Source organism: Bradyrhizobium sp. dw_78, assembly GCF_018449525.1.
In the GTDB taxonomy this organism is placed as follows: domain Bacteria; phylum Pseudomonadota; class Alphaproteobacteria; order Rhizobiales; family Xanthobacteraceae; genus Bradyrhizobium.
Genome location: NZ_JAAVUS010000002.1, coordinates 573,442 through 593,505, shown reverse-complemented (window position 1 = coordinate 593,505; position 20,064 = coordinate 573,442). Strand labels below are relative to the sequence as shown.

The following is a 20,064-nucleotide window of genomic DNA, read 5'->3' as shown; positions in this document are numbered from 1 at the left end:
AAGAAGATGAAACGTGTCAGTCTTGTTGCAGTTCTTCTTGCGCTCGGGGGCGGTGCCGCGCAGGCGGATGACCTGACCATCGGTTATCTGGCGGCCAATACCGGGCCGTTCTCTGCCCTGGCCAAGCGCAATGCGATAGCGGTCGAAATCGCGATCGACGACATCAACGCGAAAGGCGGGGTAAACGGCAAGAAGCTCGTGCTCGAGTCGTTCGATACCGGAGGCAAGCCGGATCAGGCGACCGCAGGCGTCACGCACTTCGCCGAAGACACGCCGACTCTCGCCATCGTCGGCCCGTTCAGCACCAGCGAATGCCGCGTTTCGTTCCCCACGGGCGAACGCCTCGGCATTCCCCAGATGTCGATGGCGTCTTCGGCGCCGAAGGTCGCGGCGCCATTCACCTATGCATTCCGCAATACCACCGATGAAGCCTATACCTATGAGCGCCTGTTCAAGACGATCAAGGCCAAGGGCTATGCGGCGAATTCGGTCTCGATTGCCTATGCGACCGACGACGCTGTTTCGGAATCGCTGGGAACCAAGGTACTGCCGGACGCGATCAAGAAGGCCGGGCTTCCGCTGGAGCAGAGCGTGTCGCTTCGCGTCGCGGCGTTCGATCTGGCGCCGCAGGTTTCGCAATTGATGCAGAAGCCGACCGATCTCATCGCCGTCGGGACGCCGCCCGAGCCGATGCTGAAGCTCGCGGCCGAACTGCGCCGCCAGGGCCACAAGGGAAGGATGCTGGGCGGCTCAACGGTGGCGGATGCGGAATTGCCGGCGCGCATGGGACCGAACGGCGAGGGGACGCTGATCACCGCGACCTTCTTCAGCGGACTGGACGACGAGCGAACGCGGGATTTCGTCATGAAATTCCAGGCCAAGCTCAAGGAAAAAGGCGAGCCGGTCGTGGAGCCCAACCAGTTCGACGCCGCAAGTTACGATATCGTGTCGATGTACGCCTATGCGATGCAGCAGGCCGGCGCGACCGGAGACAAGGACAAGCGCGCCGTCGAACGGACCGCGATCCGCGATCAGCTTCGCAAGCTCAACAAATTCCCCGCGCTGGTCGGTCCGCTTTCGATCAATGCCGATGGCGATGCCATCAAGGTGATCTACGTGCTCGAGGCCAAGGGCGGAAAGTGGGTGCTGGTCGACAAGCATCTCGACTAGCCGAATCCTCTGACCCTCAATCGATCGCGCTTGACATCCGGCTATTGCTCCCTATTCTGAAATGAAACACGAAATATTCATATGGCAACATTAGCGCAAAAGCTCGATATTCCAGACGATTTCTCGATGACGGAGCGGCTCTATCGGCCGTCTCCGCGTCTGGGATGGGAGGGGCGTCTTCGCGACCTCGAGGCGCAAATCCGTGTCGACGTCGAGATGCTGCGCTATCCGGTCGATCCACTTCCGTACACGCCGCGCGAGGGCATGCTTGAGGTGGCGGTGATCGGGGCCGGACAGACCGGAAAAGCGGTCGCGTTCGGTCTCGACCGGTTCGGCATGCGCAGCGTCAAGCTGTTCGATCGCAATCCGCCGGGATTGCAGGGGCCCTGGCGGAATTACGCGCGCAACCACCTGCTGCGGACTCGCAAAAGCGAGACCGGAGGATTGCATTGGGGTTTTCCCAATCTGCATTTCCAGCGCTGGTGCGACTCGAAATTCGGCGAGGATTATTTCCGTAGCATCAAGAAAATTCCGCGGCTGGTATGGGCGGATTATCTCGACTGGTTCGGAGAGGCGGTGAAGCTCCCGATCGAATACAACGTCAATGTTTCCGACATCGTCTGGAATCCCGGCCTTGAGTGCTTCGAACTGGAAACCTCGCAAGGCGTGGCGCGTGCGCAGTTTATCGTGCTATGCACCGGGATCGAGAGCGCGGGCCTGCAACGCTTTCCGCAACTCGTCCAGGAAAACCTGCCGCCGCACGTGTACTCGCACACGATGGGAGATCTTCCCGCAGATCGGCTGGCCGATCGCGACGTCGTCGTCATCGGCGGCGGCGCGAGTGCATTCGACACCGCCAATGCCGCACTGGATGCCGGAGCGCGTTCCGTCGATCTTTTGGTGCGCCGGGAAAATCTTCCACCGGTCCATCGCGTCTGTCTTGCGAGCCGGTGGCACGGATATCATCGTCATTATATCGAGCTCTCCGACGAGATGAAGTGGGCGTATTCGCTGGCCGATCTCGATCTCGGCGTGCCGCCGCCCCGTGACACCTATTACGAAGCCGTTCGCGATGATCGCTTCAATATCTATTGCAGCGCAGGCATCGAGTCGGTTCGCTATGAAAACGGCAAAATCGTCGGCCGCTATGGCGGCGCGGATATGCGGCACGATTACATGATCTGCGGCACCGGCAGCCGCAACTCGCTGGCCGATCAGAGCGAACTGCACTCGATATTGCCGTTCATCCGGCTGTGGAAGGATGGCTATATCCCCAACGGCCTTGCCACGCATCCAGAGCTCGAAAACAGCCCTTACCTTGGTCCTGCATTGCAGTTCACGCCGCTGCACGACCGCGACCATTTCGTGAAGCGCATCTACTATCTCTGCTCGGGCGTCGCGCATTTGAGCGGCTTCCGCTGCAACCTATCCGGGCTTCAATACGCGGCCGAGCGCGTCTGTCACGATATCTCCCGGACATTGTTCATCGAAAACGAGCAGCAGATCAAATCTGCGTTCGATCGGCATGCCGGCTGGGAATGAGTTCGACCAAACAGAAGGGAAAAAGCATGAACGTAGCTACGCCGATCGCAAAGAAGGCGAAATGGAGCGCCGAAGAAGCGAAGCTGAGAGTCGAACTCGCCGCAGCCTACCGGCTGACCGCAAAACTCGGCATGGACGATCTGATTTATACCCACCTCTCAGCGCGCGTGCCGGGACCGGAATTGCATTTCCTGCTCAATCCGTACGGTATGCTGTTCAGCGAAATCACCGCCTCGTCACTGATCAAGGTCGATCAGAACGGCGAGATGGTCGAACCGGACGATCGCTGGGTGCATAACCCCACCGGCTTTGTGCTGCACAGCGCGGTCCATCGTTCGGGTGACGACAGGGTCTGCGTCTTCCACGCGCATCCGATCCACGCCATGGCGGTGTCGTGCCTTGAAGGCGGCCTGTTGCCGCTCACCGTGTGGGCGCAGCAATTCTACAAGCGCGTCTCCTATCATCCGTATGAAGGGCCGCCGGTGCGTCTCGATGAGCGGGACCGACTACTTGCCAATCTGGGCGATACGCAGGTGATGTTGATGGAGAATCACGGTGTGTTCGTAACGGGCCGCACCGTCGCCGAGACCTTTATCCTGATGTACTACCTCGAAAAGTCCTGCGAGGTGCAGCTCAAGGCCCAGTCGTCGGGCCAGAAGCTGATCATGCCGTCCGAAGAAGTCTCGGAATATTCGGCGCGTCTGCGTTATTCGGAGGAGCAATTGACCGCGAATCCGGGCGCTTTGGAATGGCAAGCGCTGATCCGCAAGCTCGACAGCGAAGATCCATCCTACCGCAATTGACTGTGAAAGTTCCCTGAGATGACACGACCAACGACCTTGGCGATGAACGGGATGGTGACGTCGCCGCACTATCTGGCCTCTCAATCCGGATTGCGCATCCTTCGGCAGGGCGGCAACGCCATCGAAGCGGCGATCGCCACAGCCGCGACGGTCGCGGTCGTGTATCCGCAGGCCAACAGCATCGGCGGTGACAATTTCTGGCTGATCGCGCGGGATGGCCAATCCGCGCCGCTGGCGCTGAATGCCTCCGGGCGCTCGGGCAGCAAGGCTACGTTGGCCCATTATCGCGAGCAGGGAGTCTCGGCGATTCCGGCCAGGGGATATCTGGCCGCCAATACCGTGCCGGGCGTGGTGTCGGGATGGGAGGCTGCCTATCAGCACAGTGTCGGCAAGCTTGGCGGCAAGATGGCCTGGAGCGAGCTTCTCGAGGACGCGATCGGGTATGCGCGATCCGGCGTTCCGGTTTCGTCGCATCAGGATCTGCGCGGGCTGGTGGATTTCAACGCCGCTGACAAGGGTTTTGGAAACCTGCAGCGCTTTCCGGAAATGAAAAAGCATTTCTGCAAGCCGGATGGAAGCCCGCTGCGGGCAGGCGACGTCATGCGTCAATCCGATCTTGCGGCAACGCTCGAAGCGATCAGCAAGGAAGGCGCCAAGGCATTTTACAAGGGCGACATCGCCCGGATGATCGCGGCGGAGCTTTTGGACAATGGCGGCGTGCTGACGCGGGAGGATTTCGCCGCGCACACCGCGGATTGGGTCGACCCGATTTCTGTACCCTATCGCGGCTATACGGCCTTCAACCTGCCGCCGAACACGCAGGGCATGGCGGCGCTCGGCATCCTGAACATCCTCAACCATTTCGATCTGTCGCGGATCGAGGACGGTTCGGCCGGCTTCTATCATCTGATGGCCGAGGCGGTGAAAGCCGCATTCGCCGACCGCGACGAGTGGCTGACCGATCCGGCATTTGTCGATATCCCGATCGAACGGCTGCTGTCGAGAGCGCACGGCAAGGCGCAGGCCGACGCGATCAAGCAATCGACCTCGGCCGCTTCGAGTGCGTCCGTGATCAAGGGCGGCGACACCGTCTGGATCGGCGTCGTGGATCAACAAGGCAATTCGGTATCGCTGATTCAAAGCGTCTGCGACGGCTTTGGTTCGGGTATCATGCCGGCCGGAACCGGCGTGCATCTACAAAATCGCGGCAAATATTTTGTGCTCGACGAAACTTCGGCCAACCGGCTTCAGCCGCGCAAGCGATGCTTCCATACCCTGATCGCCGGAATGCTGTTCAAGGACGGTGCTCCCGAGCTTGTCTATGGCACCATGGGCGGCGAGGGGCAGCCGCAGACCCAGGCCGCGGTCGTGGCGCGGATCATCGACTACAAGATGTCGCCGCAGCAGGCGATCGAAGCGCCGCGCTGGCTTCAGGGCCGCATGCTCGATCTGTCGCAGCCGGGAACGATGCTCAACCTTGAGGGCCGCGTGCGCGACGATGTGGTGTTGGAATTGATGCGGCTTGGCCATCGCATCAATCTGACGCCGGACTATTCCGACATCATGGGCCATGCCGGTGCGATCCTGATCGATCGGACGACCGGCGTGATGAAGGGCGGTGCGGATCCGAGGGGCGATGGAGCTGCGGTGGGATTTTGATGCGGGACCAGCGGCGCGGTCAGGGCAGATATGTCCTGTCCGGCCGCAAGGGTCTAGCACCGATGGCAAGCAAATTGCTTGAGCAATGCTGGAGCATGATCCGGCCCCGGAGGGCCGCGTTGGCGCAAAGTCGAAACCGGCTTTCCCTCGCGATAACCGCGGAAGGCGTTTGTGCGGAGGTCATGCTCGAACAAAGGGATGAGGTCGCGTTCCGAGGGGGGACGCGATCAGGGTGGTGAAAAGCACGAAGGGACGACCACATGAATGCTCCAGTGCGGATGGTCTCGGAACCCGTCAACCCAGATGCGGCTTTAGTCGACGACTGGCACGTCATCGCTTTCAGCAAGGATGTCCCGGTCGGCAAGGTGGTACCGGCGACGTTGCTGGGGGAAGATCTGATCCTGTGGCGTGACGCCGCAGGACAAATCCATGTCTGGAAGGATTTGTGCATTCACCGTGGTGCGCGGTTGTCCAAGGGCTGGATCGCCAACGATACGGTCGTGTGCCCCTATCACGGCTGGCGTTACGATGGCTCGGCCAAATGCGTTCTGGTTCCCGCCGCGCCCGATCAGCCGCCCCCGCTGAAAGCACGCGCATTTCCTCATCGCGCCGAGGAGCGTTATGGGATGGTATGGGCATCGCTCGGCGAGCCGAAGCACCCTGTTCCGGTTTTTCCGGAGTGGACGGATTCGAGCTTCCGCAAGTTCAATACCGGGCCCTATTTCTTCAAGGCGAACGGCTTCCGTTCGGTCGAGAACTTCATCGACGCGACGCATTTTCCGTTCGTTCATGGCGGCCTGAACGGCCTTGAGGAGGCGCCGGACAAGGTGGAGGATTACAAGGTTTTTGAGGACGCAAGCGGCATCAGCACCAGCGGGATCCGCGTGTTCCAGCCTTACGGCGATCATCGCCAGGTTCCGGTGTACGCGACTTATACTTACCGGGTCTTTCGTCCGCTGGTTGCCTACTTCTCCAAGGCGGTGGAAATCGCCGATCCCGAGAAGCGTCATCTCGGAAGCCCGGACGATCGCTTCTGCACCTTCCTGACCGCGCAGCCCATCGACGAGGTGAACTGCGTCATCCGGCTGTGTGTCGCCATCAACTTCGGCGCGGATCTCACCGAAGCAGATATCCTGCGCCGGCAGGACAAGGTCTTTGCGCAGGACAAGGACATCGTGGAGACGCAGCGGCCCGAACGTATTCCGGTCGATCTGCGCGCCGAAATCCACCATCGCACGGACAAATTCGGATTGACCTATCGCCGCTGGCTCGGTGCGTTCGGCCTCACTTACGGCACAGCCTAGCCGGTCGCCGCGATGGCTATTGTCGTCACCGAAAAATGCAGGGATTGCCGCTATACCGAATGCGTGACGGTCTGTCCGGTCTCATGCTTTCACGGCGACGATCGAATGGTCTATATCGATCCGGCCGCGTGCATCCTGTGCCAGGCCTGTGTGCCGGTCTGTCCGGAACAGGCGATCTATGATGAAGTGGACCTGCCTCCCCAGTGGTCGCATTCGGTTGCGCTCAACGCGGAGCGAGCTGCTGAGCTGCCCGTCGTCGAGGACAGGCAGACTCCCTTGAAAGCAAGGGCGTAATGCACCTCTTCCCGCAGCTCGACGTCATGACGTTGTCTGCGGCAGGTCTGTCGCGGCGGTCTTCGGACATCACGTTGTTCAGGTATCAGGCTCTCGGCAACAGCTGTCTGATTCTTGATTCCCGGATAAATTTCAATGCGATCGGGCCGATCGAGCATGCGACCTGGCCATGATCCTTTTATCGAATCTAGGCTGATGGAAAGACGGGTAGAACGGAGATCAAAGACATGGACGAATTGCATCTGCCGCCCGGGCTGTTCTTTGCGATGAAGAAATTGGACGATGCAACATGGCGCCGGCGGCTGAAAGCCTTGGCGGACACTTTATCTTCGTCTCGTGCATTGAGCGCGGGATGGAACATGCGGGCGCGCCGTGCCGCAACTTCCTGCAATCGCAGTGACGTCAAGGAATAAATTGCAGAGCTATTCCTCGCTGCAAAACGCGCCAAAACAATAGAGTCCCGATTCTGATTCAATCGGAACCGCTATCGATGCCGCGCGGAGATATTACGCCGCGCGGATATTCACCAGGAAGCCATCGACCTTGGTTCTCAGCACGGCCGCTTGCCGGTTGAGCTCCTCGGCCGAGATCTGCACCCGGCCGGCCGCGGCGCCGGTTTCGCCGGCAGCATCTGTCACGCCGTTGATATTATCCGTCACCATGCCGGTGCCCTGCGCGGCTTCCTGCACGTTGCGGGCGATTTCCTTGGTGGCGGTGCCCTGTTGCTCGACGGCGGCGGCGATCGCGGTCGTGATTTCGTTGATCGTGCCGATCGTTCCACCGATGCTTTCGATCGCCTGTACCGCTTCCGTGGTTGCGCCTTGCATGGCGGCGACCTGAGCCGAAATCTCTTCCGTCGCTTTCGCCGTCTGGCTGGCAAGCGTCTTGACCTCGCTCGCGACCACCGCAAATCCCCTGCCGGATTCACCGGCGCGCGCGGCTTCGATCGTCGCGTTCAAAGCCAGAAGGTTGGTCTGGCTGGCGATGTCGCTGATCAGCTTGATGACATCGCCGATCTTTTGCGCCGCGGCCGACAGGCCCTGCACGGTGACATTGGTGCGGGTCGCCTCTGCGACGGCTTGTCCGGCAATCCGGGTCGATTGAGCGACCTGGCGCCCGATCTCGGACACCGACGACGAAAGCTCTTCGGTCGCCGCGGCGACGGTTTGTACGTTCGAGGAGGCTTGCCCGGCGACCACGGCGACCGTTGTCGCCTGACGGCTGGCCTCTTCGGCCGTTGCAGACATGCTGTTCGAGGTCCCGCGCAGTTCGACCGCAGCACCTGTGAGCGCATCGAGTGAGCCGCGGACGCTGTGTTCGAAGTCGTCGGCCATTTTGCCGAGCAGTCCGGCTCTCTCGGCTTCGGCTTTCTTCTTCAGTTCGTCCTGCTCGCCGCGCAGCCGCGCAGCTTCGATCATGCTGTCCTTGAACACCTGGACGGATTGCGCCATCGCACCGACTTCGTCACGGCGCTCCTGTGCCGGGATCACGGTTGCGGTGTCGCCGTCGGCAATCCTGCGCATGGCCGCCGTCATGCCGGTAATGGGCCGGACGATGCTGCGTCCGAGCACCAGCGACATGCCGATGACGAGCAGGAGCGCCACGCCGACCATGGTGCCGATCCATGATACCTGCTGCCAGAAGATCGTGTCGACGTCGTCGAGATAGATGCCGCCGCCGATGGTCCAGCCATACGGCTTGAACTCGGTAGCATAGGATATCTTGGGCAACGGCTCGGTGCCTACGGCGCGCGTGAAGCGATATCCTACAAACCCGCCACCCTTGGCGGCCAGTTCGATTTGCTGCCGCGTGAACAAAACACCGTCGGAGTCGGGCACGTTATACAGGTTCTTGTTCTCGACATTCGGGTTCGGGTGGGACTGCACCAGCCCTTCCGAGTTGAAAGCGTAGAAATAGTCGTCCTTGCCGAAACGCAGCGTGCGTAGAAGCGCTTTTCCCTTTTCAAAGGCCTCCGTGTCGGAAAGCCCGGCTTTTTTGGAGGCCTGGTAATCCAGATCGACCACCTGCCGGGCGAGAAGAACGACATCGTGGAGCTTGGATTTGCGATCTTCCAGCAAGTTGGTTCTGAGCGTGGAGAGCCCGACGATAGCAACGGCTGCGATGCCGAGCACCGATAAGCCAACCATGATCATCAGTTTGGAGGAAATTCGCAAATTACCGAGCATCGCGCACCTTTTCTGGGAACACGGCCGTCTTTGGGACGGCGATTCCGGAAAAGATTAACGCCAATTGATAAAGTAGCTCCTAACAAAGCCCGGGACCGGCAAGGTCTGGTCGCCCCGACCGCGAGGCTTTCAGCCGGATTTGCTTATTTCCCGTTAAGATTGGTTTGAGCCCGCGCCGCCGGCAATCGGATCGCCTGCGTCAGGCCCGCCATTGGCCGCCGGATCGACATCCTCAGCGTCGTCATGTGCCAGGGCCCGGCGCTGCATCGCGGCAATGGATAAATTCGAGACGATCATCAAGCCGATTCAACAGGGTTCATGCCGTCCCGAACAATCCGCCATACGTTTCATAACGCGCTGCACAAATCTGGCGTCTCCAGGCTGACCGGCGAAATGGGCATGACATTTTTTTCTTAGCTGTGGTGTTATGCGACAGGAATTTCACGGACCTGTTCTTCCCAAAATTTAGCTGAGGGTGGAAAGCGCGCGACTCAAAGCGAACGAATGGTTGGTCGCCCTCTTTTCGTCCGAGTTTCGGCGCTCAGTCTGCGCCATGTCTGAATCAGAGCGCGACATCGACGCATCGGTCGAACGCAGCGTTGCGGAGCTCAAGACGGTTGTGCCTTGTTCCGATCAGACGCGGCGCACGCTTATCTTGACGGCGCTTGCCGGCGGTGCGTGCCTGGCGGTGGGCCATGTTGCGGCCGCCGAGGAGGATCAGCCGGGCGGCGACGAGCGGCCGCAAAAGGCGGACCTGCTTGTTTTCGCCGAAGGCAATCGTGCAGGCGAAGTCATCACGCCGGAGGATTTGAAACTCGGCGGCCCGCCGTTACGTGCCTGGCCAAAAGATTCGAAAACCTCCGTCATCCGCAAGGGCTCGCGGCTGAACGAGATCCTGATTGTGAGACTTGATCCGGCCGAGCTTGATGGCGAGACGCGCTCGCGGTCGGCCGACGGCATCGTCGCCTATTCGGCCATTTGCGCCCATGCCGGATGTCCCGTCACTGCCTGGGTGAAGCAGGATAACGGCGACAAGAACGTTTTCAAATGCATGTGTCACAATTCCGAATATGACCCGCGCAACGCCGCGGAAGTCGTATTCGGGCCGGCGCCACGGCGTCTGGCGGCGCTGCCGTTGGCCATCGCCGACGGTTCGCTCATCGTGGCCGCAACATTTATCGGAAAGGTAGGTGCTCAGCAGTCAGGCTGACGGTTGCGCCGTCGCATCGGGGTTTCGCACAACAAAAAGTTGGTGAACAGAAAAAACAGGGAGGTAGCGTTCATGACCAAGAAGCAATGGCTATTGTCGGGCTTTGTTGCGTTCACGTGCCTTGTCTCTACCGCCGCCGTCGCCGGTCCGATCGAGAATTACAGCCCGGTGACATCGGATCGTCTCGAAAATCCCGAACCCGGCAACTGGATGCTATATCGCCGGACCTATGACGGGCAGGGCTACAGCCCGCTCGACCAGATCAATACCTTGAACGTCAAGGACCTGACGCCGGTATGGACCTTCTCGACCGGTGTATCGGAGGGGCATGAGGCCCCGCCGATCGTCAATAACGGCGTGATGTTCATTGCGACACCGATGGGGCAGGTGATCGCCCTCAACGCCAGGACCGGCGAAGAATACTGGCGATACAAACGCCAGCTTCCCGACGATCTCTTTCAATTGCATCCGACCAGCCGCGGCGTGGGCCTGTGGCAGGACAAGCTGTATCTGGCCACGACCGACGATCACGTGGTCGCCCTCGACGCCAGGACCGGCAAGGTGGTCTGGGACAAGAAGGTCCAGGATTATAAGAAGGGCCAGTATATGACGCTGATGCCGATGGTGGTCGACGGCAAGATTGTGGTCGGCGGCTCCGGCGGCGAATTCGGTGTTCGCGGCTATATCGTTGCGTTCGATGCCAATGACGGCAAGGAGTTGTGGCGAACCTTCACCATTCCGGGCGAGGGCGAGCCCGGTCATGATACGTGGAGTGGCGACGACTGGAAGTCGGGCGGCGGATCGGCCTGGATGACCGGCACCTACGACAAGGACACCAAGACGATCTACTGGGGAATCGGCAACGCGTCGCCCTGGCCGGGTTCAATTCACCCCGGCGACAATCTCTACACAAGCTCCGTGCTCGCGCTTGATCCCGAGACCGGCAAGATCAAGGCGTTCCACCAATACCATCAGAACGATTCATGGGATTGGGATGAGGTGGATGCGCCGATGCTGGTCGACCTGCAAAGGGACGGCCGCTCGTTCAAGGGCCTGATCCATCCGGGGCGCGACGCGATCTTCTGGATTCTGGAACGTAAACCCGACCGCATCAATTACGTGGCGGGCTGGCCCTTCGTTCATACCGACGTATGGAAAGGCATCGAAGCCGAGACCGGCAGGCCCATTCTCGACCCCGCGCACAAACCGACGCTCGGCAAACGAGTCGAGTTCTGTCCTTCGCTGTGGGGCGGCAAGGATTGGCCGTCGGCGGCCTATAGTCAGAAGACCGGATTGGTCTATGTTCCCGCCAACGAAAATTTCTGCGGCGGCTTTACCGGCGAGAAAGTGCCGCTGGTGCCGGGGCAACTCTGGCTCGGGACCAGGGCGGAAGATATCGGCCTGTCGGTCCGTCCCGGCGCGGATCATTTCGGCGAGTTGCAGGCCTGGGATCCGGCCACCGGCAAGAAGGCCTGGTCGCACAACTTCGCCAAATCGCAATTGTTTGCTTCGGTGACGGCGACCGCGGGCGATCTCGTCTTTGCCGGAGGCACCAACGATCGAAATTTCCGGGCCTTCGACGCCAGGACGGGCGATGTCCTTTGGGAGCAAAAGACCAACTCGGGCATCGTCGGCATGCCGGTCGCCTATGAGGTGGACGGCACCGAATATATCGCCGTTCAGTCGGGTTGGGGCGTCGATGCGCAGCGCATCCAGGACGCGCTGGCCGGGGATAATGTCGGCATCGAAAGCAATGTGCCCCAGGGCGGCGTCGTTTGGGTGTTCGCGGTCAAGAAGTAGTTGGTGGCACCTCGAAATAAAAAGCGGCGGACCAAAGGCCCGCCGCTTTCACTTGGGTACTTAAAACGCCTGTGCGGCTTGACGCTTCGCCTCAAATCTCCAGTTGCTTGCCGATCGGCAGCGCGCGGATGCGTTTGCCGGTGGCGGCAAAGATGGCGTTGATCAGCGCCGGTGCGAAAGGCGGCACGCCTGGCTCGCCGACTCCGCTCGGCGGTGTCTCGGGACCGGGCTCGATGATATAGACATTGGTCACGAGCGGGGCTTCATCGATCCGGATCACCGGGAAGTCGTCGAAATTGCCCTGTTGCACCTTGCCGTCCTTGAAACTGATCTCGCCATATTTGGCAAGGCTCAGCCCCATGATCGCGGCGCCCTCGATCTGCGACTGGATGCGTTCCGGATTGACGTAGGTGCCGCAATCGATCGCGGTATCGACCCTGGGCACGCTGAGCTTGCCCTTGTCGTCCACCGACACTTCGACGATGGTCGCGATGTAGCTGACGAAGCTGCGGTGTACGGCAATGCCGAGCCCGTGTCCTTTGGGCACCGAACGTCCCCATCCGCCCTTGTCGGCGACCTCCTCGACGACCTTGCGAAGACGCGCGGTGTCGATCGGATAGCTGTCATAGGGCTCGCCGTAATTCCACGGATCCTTCACCGACGAAAGATTGACGATCCGCGGCGAACCGATCAGTTCGAGCAGCATATCCTTCTGGTCGCGGTTGGTGGCGTGCGCGAGTTCGCCGACCATTGATTGCACCGCAAAGGCACGCGGGATGTTCGAGACCGAACGGAACCAGCCGATGCGGGTATGCGCCGCCGCTTCCGGATTTTCGCACTGGATGTTGGCGATCTCGAACGGCATGTCGATCAGGCCCATGCCGAGTTCGAACGGTGCGGCGTGGACCGCTCCGGCTGCGAATGTGGAAGCGATCGTTGGCGCGACGCTGCGGTGGCGCCAGGCGATCACCTTGCCGTTCTTGTCGAGGCCGGCCTCGATGCGCTCCGCCGAGACAGTGTGCAGGAAATCGTGACGAACATCGTCTTCCCGCGTCCACTGCACCTTGACCGGTACACCGAGCTCTTTCGAGAGCAGGGCCGCTTCCAGCGCGTAATCGCATTTCGACTTGCGCCCGAAGCCGCCGCCGAGCAGCGTGACGTTGACCGTCACATTATCCTCCGGGATGCCGAGCGTCTTGGCGACGTCCTCGCGCGTGCCGCCGGGGCTTTGCACGGGCGCCCAGATCTCGGCCTTGTCGCCCGTCACGTTGGCGACCGCAACCGGCGGCTCCATGCTGACATGGGCGAGGTGAGGCAGATAATACTCGCCGACGACGACCTTGTCGGCCCTCTTCAAGGCGGCGTCGACGTCGCCTTCCTTGCGCACGACCAGGCCGGGTTTGCGCGCAGCCTCCTCAAGTTCGGTGCGATAGGTGACCGAATCATATTTGCCGTTGTCGCCGTCATCCCAGACGACCTTCAACGCGTCGCGTCCCTTGATCGCAGCCCCGGTGTTGCGCGCGATCACGGCCACGCCGCCGAGCGGCTGGAACTTGGAAGGCCACGGCCATCCCTTGATTTCCATCACCTTCTCGACGCCGGAGACTTTCATCGCGTCGCTCGAATCGAAGGACACCAGCTTGCCGCCGGTCACCGGCGGCCGGGCGATCACGGCGTATTTCATGCCGGGAAGACGTGTGTCGATGCCGTAATGCGCGGCGCCCATGGTGATGTCGCGCAGGTCGACAATGCTGACTTCGCCCTTGCCGAGATAACGGAAGTTCTTCGGATCTTTTAATTTCAGGGTTTCGATGGCGGGCACCGATTCCTTGGCGGCGTCGGCGGCAAGGTCGCCGAATCCAAGACGGCGGCTGCTGGCGGAATGAACCACTTCATGGTTCACGGCCTTGACCTCGGACACCGCAACGTTCCAGCGTTTGGCGGCGGCAGCTTCCAGCATCGCACGCGCCGACGCGCCGATCTGGCGCATCGGCAGCAGATAGTGCCGCGTGCTGCGGGAGCCATCGGTATCCTGATTGCCGTATTTGGCTTCGTTACCTGGGGCCTGTTGCACTTTGACGCGCGACCAGTCGGCCTCCATCTCCTCGGCGACGATCAGCGGCAGGCTCGTGCGCACGCCCGTTCCCATTTCCGAGCGGTGCGCCAGGATCGTTACGGTGCCATCCGGCGCGATCGCAACGAAGATGTGGGGATCGACCACCGTGCCGTGCGGCATTTTTCCGGCGCCGGTCTGATAGGCCGCGAACGCCTGGCGCGACGTGACCGGTGCGGCAAGCACAAGGCCTCCAGCAATGCCGAGGCTCTTGAGAATGGCGCGGCGCGAGACCTTTTCCACCTTGACGTGTTTTTCAAAGCCGCGAAGCTTGTCGGGATTGGTGATGATATTCATGATCAGACCCCCGTCGAGGCGAGATGGATGGCGTTCTCGATGCGCTGGTAACAACCGCAGCGGCAGATATTGCCTGACATCGCTTCGCGTATCTGATCGTGGCTGGGTTTTGGATTCTCCGTCAACAGGGCGGCGGCCTGCATGATCTGGCCGGATTGGCAATAGCCGCATTGCGGAACGTTGGTCTGACGCCAGGCCTTCTGCACCGAATGGTCGCCGGTCGGATGCAGGCCCTCGATGGTCACGACCTCGCGGTCAACCACGTCGGATACCGAGGTGATGCAGGAGCGCACGGCCTGCTTGTCGACCATCACCGTGCAAGCGCCGCACAGCGCCTGGCCGCATCCGAATTTGGTGCCGGTCAACCCGACTTCGTCACGCAGAAACCAGAGCAATGGAAGATCCGGGTCGCCGTCCCAGCCATGCTCTTGTCCGTTAATCTTCACTTTGATCATGATCGTTCCTCGCTCTTCATAAGCTGCTGATGTCTCTTCGGTGCGAGCCAGAACATGTTTCTATCGGCCCGCATCCGCCGTTCTGCTTCCCTCCAAGGGAACACCCTTCAAGTGAATCCTGAAGTGGATCTCTGGAATCGATCCCGGAATGGGAAGCCGGCAGACCTCATTGCACGACCTTTATCGGTATTCCGTTTCGGCGCATTCCTTCCGTTTTGTCTTGGTTCTTTATTTTTGATTTTAAATCCGATTCGCCGGAGCAGGCTCATCATCCCCAAAGATTATCAGAAAATACGTGCGGCTGACTTCACAGACTGGTGTTTTGCATTTTCCGCTTGTCAGAAGCGGCGCGGCAGGATTACCGGTCAAAATCACCGGAAACGTCAACGGACCTACTCAATCTATCGGCGTAAAATGATGGTCGGTTTGCCGAAACAGGACGCTCGAATGATAAAAAGGAGCGCGGTGGCGGGTTGGTTGCCATCGCGCCCCGAAAAGCGTTGCACTTCCTGCATTGGCCTCGGTCGAATGAGAAGCTGTCGCAACGATCTATTTGCGGGCCGCGCAGGCGTACATGTTGATTTCCATGCCCACCGGCACTTCGACGATTTTGGGAGTCTTCCAGGCCATCTTAGATCTCCTCTCGCACGAAAACGGCGGTTTGCCGCTTCGGAAGGATAAGACCCCGGTCGAAGCGGTGCAAGCTGACGTTGTGTTTTCCGGTCATGTTATTCGCTCGTTAGGTGAGACTGTCTGTCCTGTTGGCGCGGTCACTTCAGCACGCATTTGGTCTCGGGACGATCGAGGCCGAGCGTATCGAGCGTCGACACCTGATGAAGGAATCCTTCCTGGGGTGACACCGAGACGGTGTTCCTGCCGTCGAACAGCAGGATGGGCTGCCGTAATTGCTGGTTCCAGTCCCGAAGCGTCAGCTTCTGACCCTTGAAGGCCGCAACTGAAAATTCCGGACTTTTCATATAGGCCAGCATCTTGCCGGGATCGCCGGAATTGGTCCGCGCCGCGGCCTCGCCAACCACGCGGACTGACGTCCAGACCTGCATGTCATGTGCTGTCATTGGTCGCTGGAATGTCCTTGTGAAGCGGTTTTGCAACTGCACCGCTCCCCATTGATCGAATGCCGCATCCCAGGTGGTCGGCACGAGTCCGGCGGAGCCTGCGACCGGGCGTGGATCCCAGGTCCGGTACGGCAGATAGCCTGCGAAGACCTCGCTTTCGTCCGCCGCAACCAGCACGTCATGCTCGGGCGCGCCCTGTGTCACCATCGGTATCTGCTGCTGGATCTCGGCCACGCCGCTGTCGGTCCGCCGCGCGCCGCCATTGTCCTTGAAGGTTCGCTCCTCGACGATCTTGGCGCCAAACCGCGTTGCAGCATGACGCAGTGCATCAGCGAACAACCCGTCGTTTTCATGCGAGCCCACGATCAGTATCCATTTGCGCCATTTTTTCCAAACCAGATACTGCGCCAATGCGTCGGCGAGCATGGAACGCGCGGGAGCGACATGAATGACGTCGGCGCGACAGTCCTGTTCGCGCAGGCGCTCATCGATCGCGAAGGCATTGATCAGGGTCTCGCCGCGTGCCTTGCCGGCATCCGCGGCCTTCAGCAGCCGGTCGGCGTCGAGGCTGGTGACGACAAAGGACACACCCTGATCCGCCAGCGCGTCCACGGCCGCGGCCGGATCGTCGTTCTCGCCGATTGTCTTCTCGACCAATGTGTAATGCTGATTGAGGAAGCGTCCGGTCGCATTATTGTCATCGATCGCCAGCAAAGCGCCGGCGAGACCATCATTGGCGGCCGGTACGTCCATCAGCGATATCCTGATCCGCGATGGCGGCTGATGAAGATAGCCGATCTTGATTTCCAGCGGCTGGCCGGACTGGCCGGTTCCGCTCAGGGCGATCAGTATGAAGCAGCCAATCAGGAGCCGGAGCACATCGATCCTCCCAGATTCGGATTATTATTCGGACGTTTTATGTGATCCGATTTCTTATATGGTCCGATTGCGCCGCAACATCGCTTGCAGGGCAGGGGCTTGAACCGTTGCAGCGGACATTGCCGATATCGGCATTTCATCCCGTTTGAGCTTTCAGGCTACTCAATTTATCGTCGGGCGCAAGAAAGCCCGAAGCCGGCCAGCGATCTCGAACGGCTGAGATTGCCCGGTCGGTGCATCAGGCTTGAAACAGGCCGTCATGCCGCTTGAGTTCAATCGGCATGAACCGGACCTGACACATGGGAGGACGCCCACATGTTCGATTTGCGCTGGATCGCGATACTCGGTCTCTCGCTATCCGGGGTCCTCCTCTCGTTCGATCCCGCATTCGCTTTTCTCGCCTATGTTTCCAACGAGAAGGGCAATTCGATCTCCGTGGTCGACACCGATAAAATGGAGACGGTGGCCACGATCAAGACCGGGCAGCGGCCGCGCGGTATCGAAGTCACCCGCGATGGCAAGTCCGTCTTTGTTGCACTTGGCGATGACGATACGATTCAGGTCTTCGATACCGGGAGTCGCAACGATGCCGGCGATTTGCCGTCCGGTCCGGATCCGGAGCAGTTTGCGCTCGATCCGGCCGGGAAGATGCTTTACGTCGCCAATGAAAACGACGCGATGGTGACGATCATCGACATGGAGAAGCGTGCGGCGGTCGGACAGGTTTCGGTCGGCACCGAACCCGAGGGCATGGCGGTCAGTCCAGATTCAAAGACGCTGATTTGTACGTCCGAGACCACCAGCATGGTCCATTTCATCGATACCGCAAGCCGCGAAGTCGTGGACAATCTGCTCGTCGGTTCCCGCCCGCGCTTCTCGGCGTTCAAGTCCGACGGATCGGAACTGTGGGTTACCTCCGAGATCGGTGGGACGCTCGCGATCATCGATCCCGCGACGCGGCAACTCAAGCAAACCGTGACGTTCGAGATCCCGGGGTTGCGATCCGAGGCGATCCAGCCGGTCGGCATCAATATCACCAGGGACGGCAAGCTCGGCTTTATTGATCTCGGGCCTGCCAATCGGGTCGCGGTGGTTGACGGCCTCACCCACGCTGTCCTGAAATATCTGCTTGTCGGGCAGCGGGTCTGGCATGGCGCGTTCACGCCCGACGAAAAATATCTGCTGGTCGCCAACGGCGTGTCGAACGATGTTTCGGTGATCGATGTCGCGGCGCAAAAGGTGATCAAATCCATTCAGGTCGGCGAGCTGCCCTGGGGCGTAGCTTTCGGTCCGAATTGAACATTGGCCCGGCGATTGCCGGAACGGATCCGTCCCGTCTTGTTGGAAGTGTCTTGGGGGGACGCGGCCGCAACGCGCATCGGCCGCGCCGGTCAAATCTTCCGCTTCTCATGGCCGGGATAGTCGCAGCTCCATTTCGTCGCGGTCCACTCGGGATGCCGGCCGATCCACTCGGCAATGTAGGGCTGCGCTGCCATCATGCATTGACCGATCGAGCCGTCCCAGGCGAACTGAAGATATTTTTCTTCGCAATTGGCCGGGTTGGCGATGGCACAGACCGTCAGGATGATTTCAATCATTCCCCATGCCCCCTGTTCGAATGAAATGCGAAAATATTATGCCCAATTGAGGCCCGCGTCTCAAACTTTGGCGCCGGCCTCGTTCCCGCTGCCGGCCCTTTGGTTCCGTGTCACCCGCAGCACGCGCAACGAATAGCGCCTTGCCGCATTGCAAACTGCGTAAGCTGGCGCGGCATATTTAGTGCGATCATGGCATGCGGATTGCGGCAGAGGCGGAGGCGCTGTGAAGCGGTGGCCTTGACAACGGTCGTAAGCGTGCAATGTTGGATTAGGTGTCTTGCCCCGGGGTTCTTGCACTTTGTCGTTGATGTCAGGCGCGCGTGATGCTGTCACGTTGCTGTTCTGCAGTATTGCAATGGTCAAAGAACTTTAAAAAAACCGTAACTAATCCCGGCTCAAGAAGAATCTCTTTGAGTGGAGGAACGGTAGATGAAGACACGGGCCGCAGTCGCATTCGAGGCCAAGAAGCCGCTGGAAATCGTCGAGCTCGATCTGGAAGGCCCCAAGGCCGGCGAAGTCCTGGTCGAGATCAAGGCGACGGGAATTTGCCACACCGACGCCTATACGCTCGACGGTCTCGACAGCGAGGGGATTTTCCCTTCGATTCTTGGCCACGAGGGTGCCGGCATCATCCGGGAGGTCGGGCCGGGCGTCACCTCGGTAAAGCCGGGAGATCATGTGATCCCGCTTTACACGCCCGAATGCCGCCAGTGCAAAAGCTGCCTCAGCCAAAAGACCAACCTCTGCACCGCGATCCGTGCCACCCAGGGCAAAGGCCTGATGCCTGACGGCACCTCGCGTTTCAGCTACAAGGGAAAGTCGATCTTTCACTATATGGGCTGTTCGACGTTCTCGAATTTCACGGTGCTGCCGGAGATCGCGGTCGCCAAGATCCGCGAGGACGCTCCGTTCGACAAGAGCTGCTATATCGGTTGCGGCGTTACCACGGGCGTCGGTGCGGTGGTCAATACCGCCAAGGTCACGCCGGGCGCTAATGTGGTCGTGTTCGGCCTCGGCGGCATTGGCCTCAACGTCATCCAGGGCGCGCGGATGGTGGGAGCCGACAAGATCGTCGGCGTCGACGTCAATGACTCCAAGGAGGAGTGGGGCCGCCGCTTCGGCATGACTCATTTCGTCAATCCGAAGAAGGTCGATGGAGACATCGTCCAGCATCTGGTCGCGCTGACCGACGGCGGCGCCGATTACACCTTCGACTGCACCGGCAACACGACGGTGATGCGGCAGGCGCTGGAAGCCTGCCACCGCGGCTGGGGCGTGTCGGTCGTGATCGGGGTGGCGGAAGCCGGCAAGGAGATCTCTACCCGGCCGTTCCAGCTTGTCACCGGCCGGGTCTGGAAAGGTTCGGCGTTCGGCGGCGCGCGCGGCCGTACCGACGTGCCGAAGATCGTCGATTGGTATATGGACGGCAAGATTCAGATCGATCCGATGATCACCCATGTTCTCAAGCTCGAGGACATCAACAAGGGATTCGATCTGATGCACGAGGGAAAGTCGATCCGTTCGGTCGTCGTGTTCTAGGACATGGTCCGGAAAAGCCGGGAGCGCTTTTCAATAAAACCGTGTTCAAGCAGGAACTGAGGTCGTGATCCGATTCCATCGGATCGGGTCACGATCTGAAGTCGAAGTCGCGTTTAAAATCAAAAACGTCAAACACAAG

Annotated in this window: 18 protein-coding genes; 11 read left to right on the top strand and 7 right to left on the bottom strand. The window is 60.2% G+C overall.

Annotation, left to right across the window (positions count from 1 at the left end):
* Positions 1 to 6 precede the first annotated feature (6 nt).
* The 7 genes from HB630_RS08560 to HB630_RS08530 all read left to right on the top strand — a co-directional run bounded on the left by HB630_RS08560 (position 7) and on the right by HB630_RS08530 (position 7,185).
* A complete protein-coding gene (locus HB630_RS08560) occupies positions 7 to 1,170 on the top strand; it encodes an ABC transporter substrate-binding protein (RefSeq protein WP_213771726.1) in 1,164 nt (387 codons plus the stop codon).
* 81 nt (positions 1,171 to 1,251) lie between these two features.
* The gene (locus tag HB630_RS08555; RefSeq protein WP_213771724.1) at positions 1,252 to 2,712 is read left to right on the top strand and encodes an NAD(P)-binding domain-containing protein; all 1,461 of its coding nucleotides are present in this window, start codon (positions 1,252 to 1,254) and stop codon (positions 2,710 to 2,712) included.
* A 26-nt stretch (positions 2,713 to 2,738) separates the two neighbouring features.
* Entirely contained in the window at positions 2,739 to 3,515 is a 777-nt protein-coding gene (locus tag HB630_RS08550) for a class II aldolase/adducin family protein (RefSeq protein WP_213771722.1), read from the top strand.
* An 18-nt stretch (positions 3,516 to 3,533) separates the two neighbouring features.
* Complete coding sequence (gene ggt / locus HB630_RS08545) at positions 3,534 to 5,174, top strand: gamma-glutamyltransferase (protein ID WP_249780725.1); 1,641 nt, start codon at positions 3,534 to 3,536, stop codon at positions 5,172 to 5,174.
* 260 nt (positions 5,175 to 5,434) lie between these two features.
* Positions 5,435 to 6,478: an aromatic ring-hydroxylating dioxygenase subunit alpha gene (locus tag HB630_RS08540; RefSeq protein WP_213771720.1), complete on the top strand. Its 1,044-nt coding sequence runs from the start codon at positions 5,435 to 5,437 to the stop codon at positions 6,476 to 6,478.
* 12 nt (positions 6,479 to 6,490) lie between these two features.
* Positions 6,491 to 6,772 carry a ferredoxin family protein gene (locus HB630_RS08535; RefSeq protein WP_213771718.1) on the top strand — a complete coding sequence of 94 codons (282 nt, stop codon included), beginning with the start codon at positions 6,491 to 6,493 and terminating at the stop codon, positions 6,770 to 6,772.
* Positions 6,773 to 6,999: 227 nt separating this feature from the next.
* Positions 7,000 to 7,185, top strand: coding sequence for a hypothetical protein (locus HB630_RS08530; RefSeq protein WP_213771716.1), 186 nt, complete (start codon positions 7,000 to 7,002; stop codon positions 7,183 to 7,185).
* A gap of 93 nt (positions 7,186 to 7,278) precedes the next feature.
* Here HB630_RS08530 and HB630_RS08525 read toward each other — a convergent pair whose 3' ends face one another.
* Both HB630_RS08525 and HB630_RS08520 read right to left on the bottom strand, forming a co-directional pair.
* Positions 7,279 to 8,919, bottom strand: coding sequence for a methyl-accepting chemotaxis protein (locus HB630_RS08525; RefSeq protein WP_213771715.1), 1,641 nt, complete (start codon positions 8,917 to 8,919; stop codon positions 7,279 to 7,281).
* Between the two features lie 192 nt (positions 8,920 to 9,111).
* Positions 9,112 to 9,258, bottom strand: a complete 147-nt coding sequence (locus HB630_RS08520) for a hypothetical protein (protein WP_213771714.1) — start codon at positions 9,256 to 9,258, stop codon at positions 9,112 to 9,114.
* 253 nt (positions 9,259 to 9,511) lie between these two features.
* On the opposite strand from HB630_RS08520, the gene HB630_RS08515 reads away from it, so the two are divergent.
* A complete protein-coding gene (locus tag HB630_RS08515) occupies positions 9,512 to 10,168 on the top strand; it encodes a ubiquinol-cytochrome c reductase iron-sulfur subunit (protein WP_213771712.1) in 657 nt (218 codons plus the stop codon).
* A 72-nt stretch (positions 10,169 to 10,240) separates the two neighbouring features.
* Positions 10,241 to 11,968: a methanol/ethanol family PQQ-dependent dehydrogenase gene (locus HB630_RS08510; protein ID WP_213771710.1), complete on the top strand. Its 1,728-nt coding sequence runs from the start codon at positions 10,241 to 10,243 to the stop codon at positions 11,966 to 11,968.
* A 91-nt stretch (positions 11,969 to 12,059) separates the two neighbouring features.
* On the opposite strand, the gene HB630_RS08505 is transcribed toward HB630_RS08510, so the two are convergent.
* From HB630_RS08505 to HB630_RS08490, 4 genes are all read right to left on the bottom strand, one after another.
* Positions 12,060 to 14,378 (bottom strand): molybdopterin cofactor-binding domain-containing protein, encoded by a 2,319-nt coding sequence (locus HB630_RS08505; protein ID WP_213771708.1) that lies wholly within the window; start codon positions 14,376 to 14,378, stop codon positions 12,060 to 12,062.
* 2 nt (positions 14,379 to 14,380) lie between these two features.
* Positions 14,381 to 14,833 carry a (2Fe-2S)-binding protein gene (locus HB630_RS08500; RefSeq protein ID WP_213771706.1) on the bottom strand — a complete coding sequence of 151 codons (453 nt, stop codon included), beginning with the start codon at positions 14,831 to 14,833 and terminating at the stop codon, positions 14,381 to 14,383.
* Between the two features lie 549 nt (positions 14,834 to 15,382).
* Entirely contained in the window at positions 15,383 to 15,463 is an 81-nt protein-coding gene (gene pqqA, locus HB630_RS08495) for a pyrroloquinoline quinone precursor peptide PqqA (protein ID WP_009031067.1), read from the bottom strand.
* Positions 15,464 to 15,603: 140 nt separating this feature from the next.
* The gene (locus HB630_RS08490; protein ID WP_249780763.1) at positions 15,604 to 16,776 is read right to left on the bottom strand and encodes an ABC transporter substrate-binding protein; all 1,173 of its coding nucleotides are present in this window, start codon (positions 16,774 to 16,776) and stop codon (positions 15,604 to 15,606) included.
* Positions 16,777 to 17,103: 327 nt separating this feature from the next.
* Between HB630_RS08490 and HB630_RS08485 the strand changes: the two genes are divergently transcribed.
* Positions 17,104 to 18,087 (top strand): PQQ-dependent catabolism-associated beta-propeller protein, encoded by a 984-nt coding sequence (locus HB630_RS08485; RefSeq protein WP_213771704.1) that lies wholly within the window; start codon positions 17,104 to 17,106, stop codon positions 18,085 to 18,087.
* 92 nt (positions 18,088 to 18,179) lie between these two features.
* On the opposite strand, the gene HB630_RS08480 is transcribed toward HB630_RS08485, so the two are convergent.
* Entirely contained in the window at positions 18,180 to 18,386 is a 207-nt protein-coding gene (locus HB630_RS08480; RefSeq protein WP_213771703.1) for a hypothetical protein, read from the bottom strand.
* Positions 18,387 to 18,815: 429 nt separating this feature from the next.
* Between HB630_RS08480 and HB630_RS08475 the strand changes: the two genes are divergently transcribed.
* Entirely contained in the window at positions 18,816 to 19,925 is a 1,110-nt protein-coding gene (locus tag HB630_RS08475) for an S-(hydroxymethyl)glutathione dehydrogenase/class III alcohol dehydrogenase (RefSeq protein WP_213771701.1), read from the top strand.
* Positions 19,926 to 20,064 lie beyond the last annotated feature (139 nt).

Coding starts and splice junctions, on each gene's coding strand:
- HB630_RS08530 (WP_213771716.1), top strand. CDS start 7,000: ATGGACGAATTGCATCTGCCGCCCGGGCTGTTCTTTGCGATGAAGAAA.
- HB630_RS08510 (WP_213771710.1), top strand. CDS start 10,241: ATGACCAAGAAGCAATGGCTATTGTCGGGCTTTGTTGCGTTCACGTGC.
- HB630_RS08500 (WP_213771706.1), bottom strand. CDS start 14,833: ATGATCAAAGTGAAGATTAACGGACAAGAGCATGGCTGGGACGGCGAC.
- HB630_RS08535 (WP_213771718.1), top strand. CDS start 6,491: ATGGCTATTGTCGTCACCGAAAAATGCAGGGATTGCCGCTATACCGAA.
- HB630_RS08555 (WP_213771724.1), top strand. CDS start 1,252: ATGGCAACATTAGCGCAAAAGCTCGATATTCCAGACGATTTCTCGATG.
- HB630_RS08515 (WP_213771712.1), top strand. CDS start 9,512: ATGTCTGAATCAGAGCGCGACATCGACGCATCGGTCGAACGCAGCGTT.
- HB630_RS08480 (WP_213771703.1), bottom strand. CDS start 18,386: ATGATTGAAATCATCCTGACGGTCTGTGCCATCGCCAACCCGGCCAAT.
- pqqA (WP_009031067.1), bottom strand. CDS start 15,463: ATGGCCTGGAAGACTCCCAAAATCGTCGAAGTGCCGGTGGGCATGGAA.
- HB630_RS08560 (WP_213771726.1), top strand. CDS start 7: ATGAAACGTGTCAGTCTTGTTGCAGTTCTTCTTGCGCTCGGGGGCGGT.
- ggt (WP_249780725.1), top strand. CDS start 3,534: ATGACACGACCAACGACCTTGGCGATGAACGGGATGGTGACGTCGCCG.
- HB630_RS08475 (WP_213771701.1), top strand. CDS start 18,816: ATGAAGACACGGGCCGCAGTCGCATTCGAGGCCAAGAAGCCGCTGGAA.
- HB630_RS08505 (WP_213771708.1), bottom strand. CDS start 14,378: ATGAATATCATCACCAATCCCGACAAGCTTCGCGGCTTTGAAAAACAC.
- HB630_RS08485 (WP_213771704.1), top strand. CDS start 17,104: ATGTTCGATTTGCGCTGGATCGCGATACTCGGTCTCTCGCTATCCGGG.
- HB630_RS08540 (WP_213771720.1), top strand. CDS start 5,435: ATGAATGCTCCAGTGCGGATGGTCTCGGAACCCGTCAACCCAGATGCG.
- HB630_RS08525 (WP_213771715.1), bottom strand. CDS start 8,919: ATGGTTGGCTTATCGGTGCTCGGCATCGCAGCCGTTGCTATCGTCGGG.
- HB630_RS08550 (WP_213771722.1), top strand. CDS start 2,739: ATGAACGTAGCTACGCCGATCGCAAAGAAGGCGAAATGGAGCGCCGAA.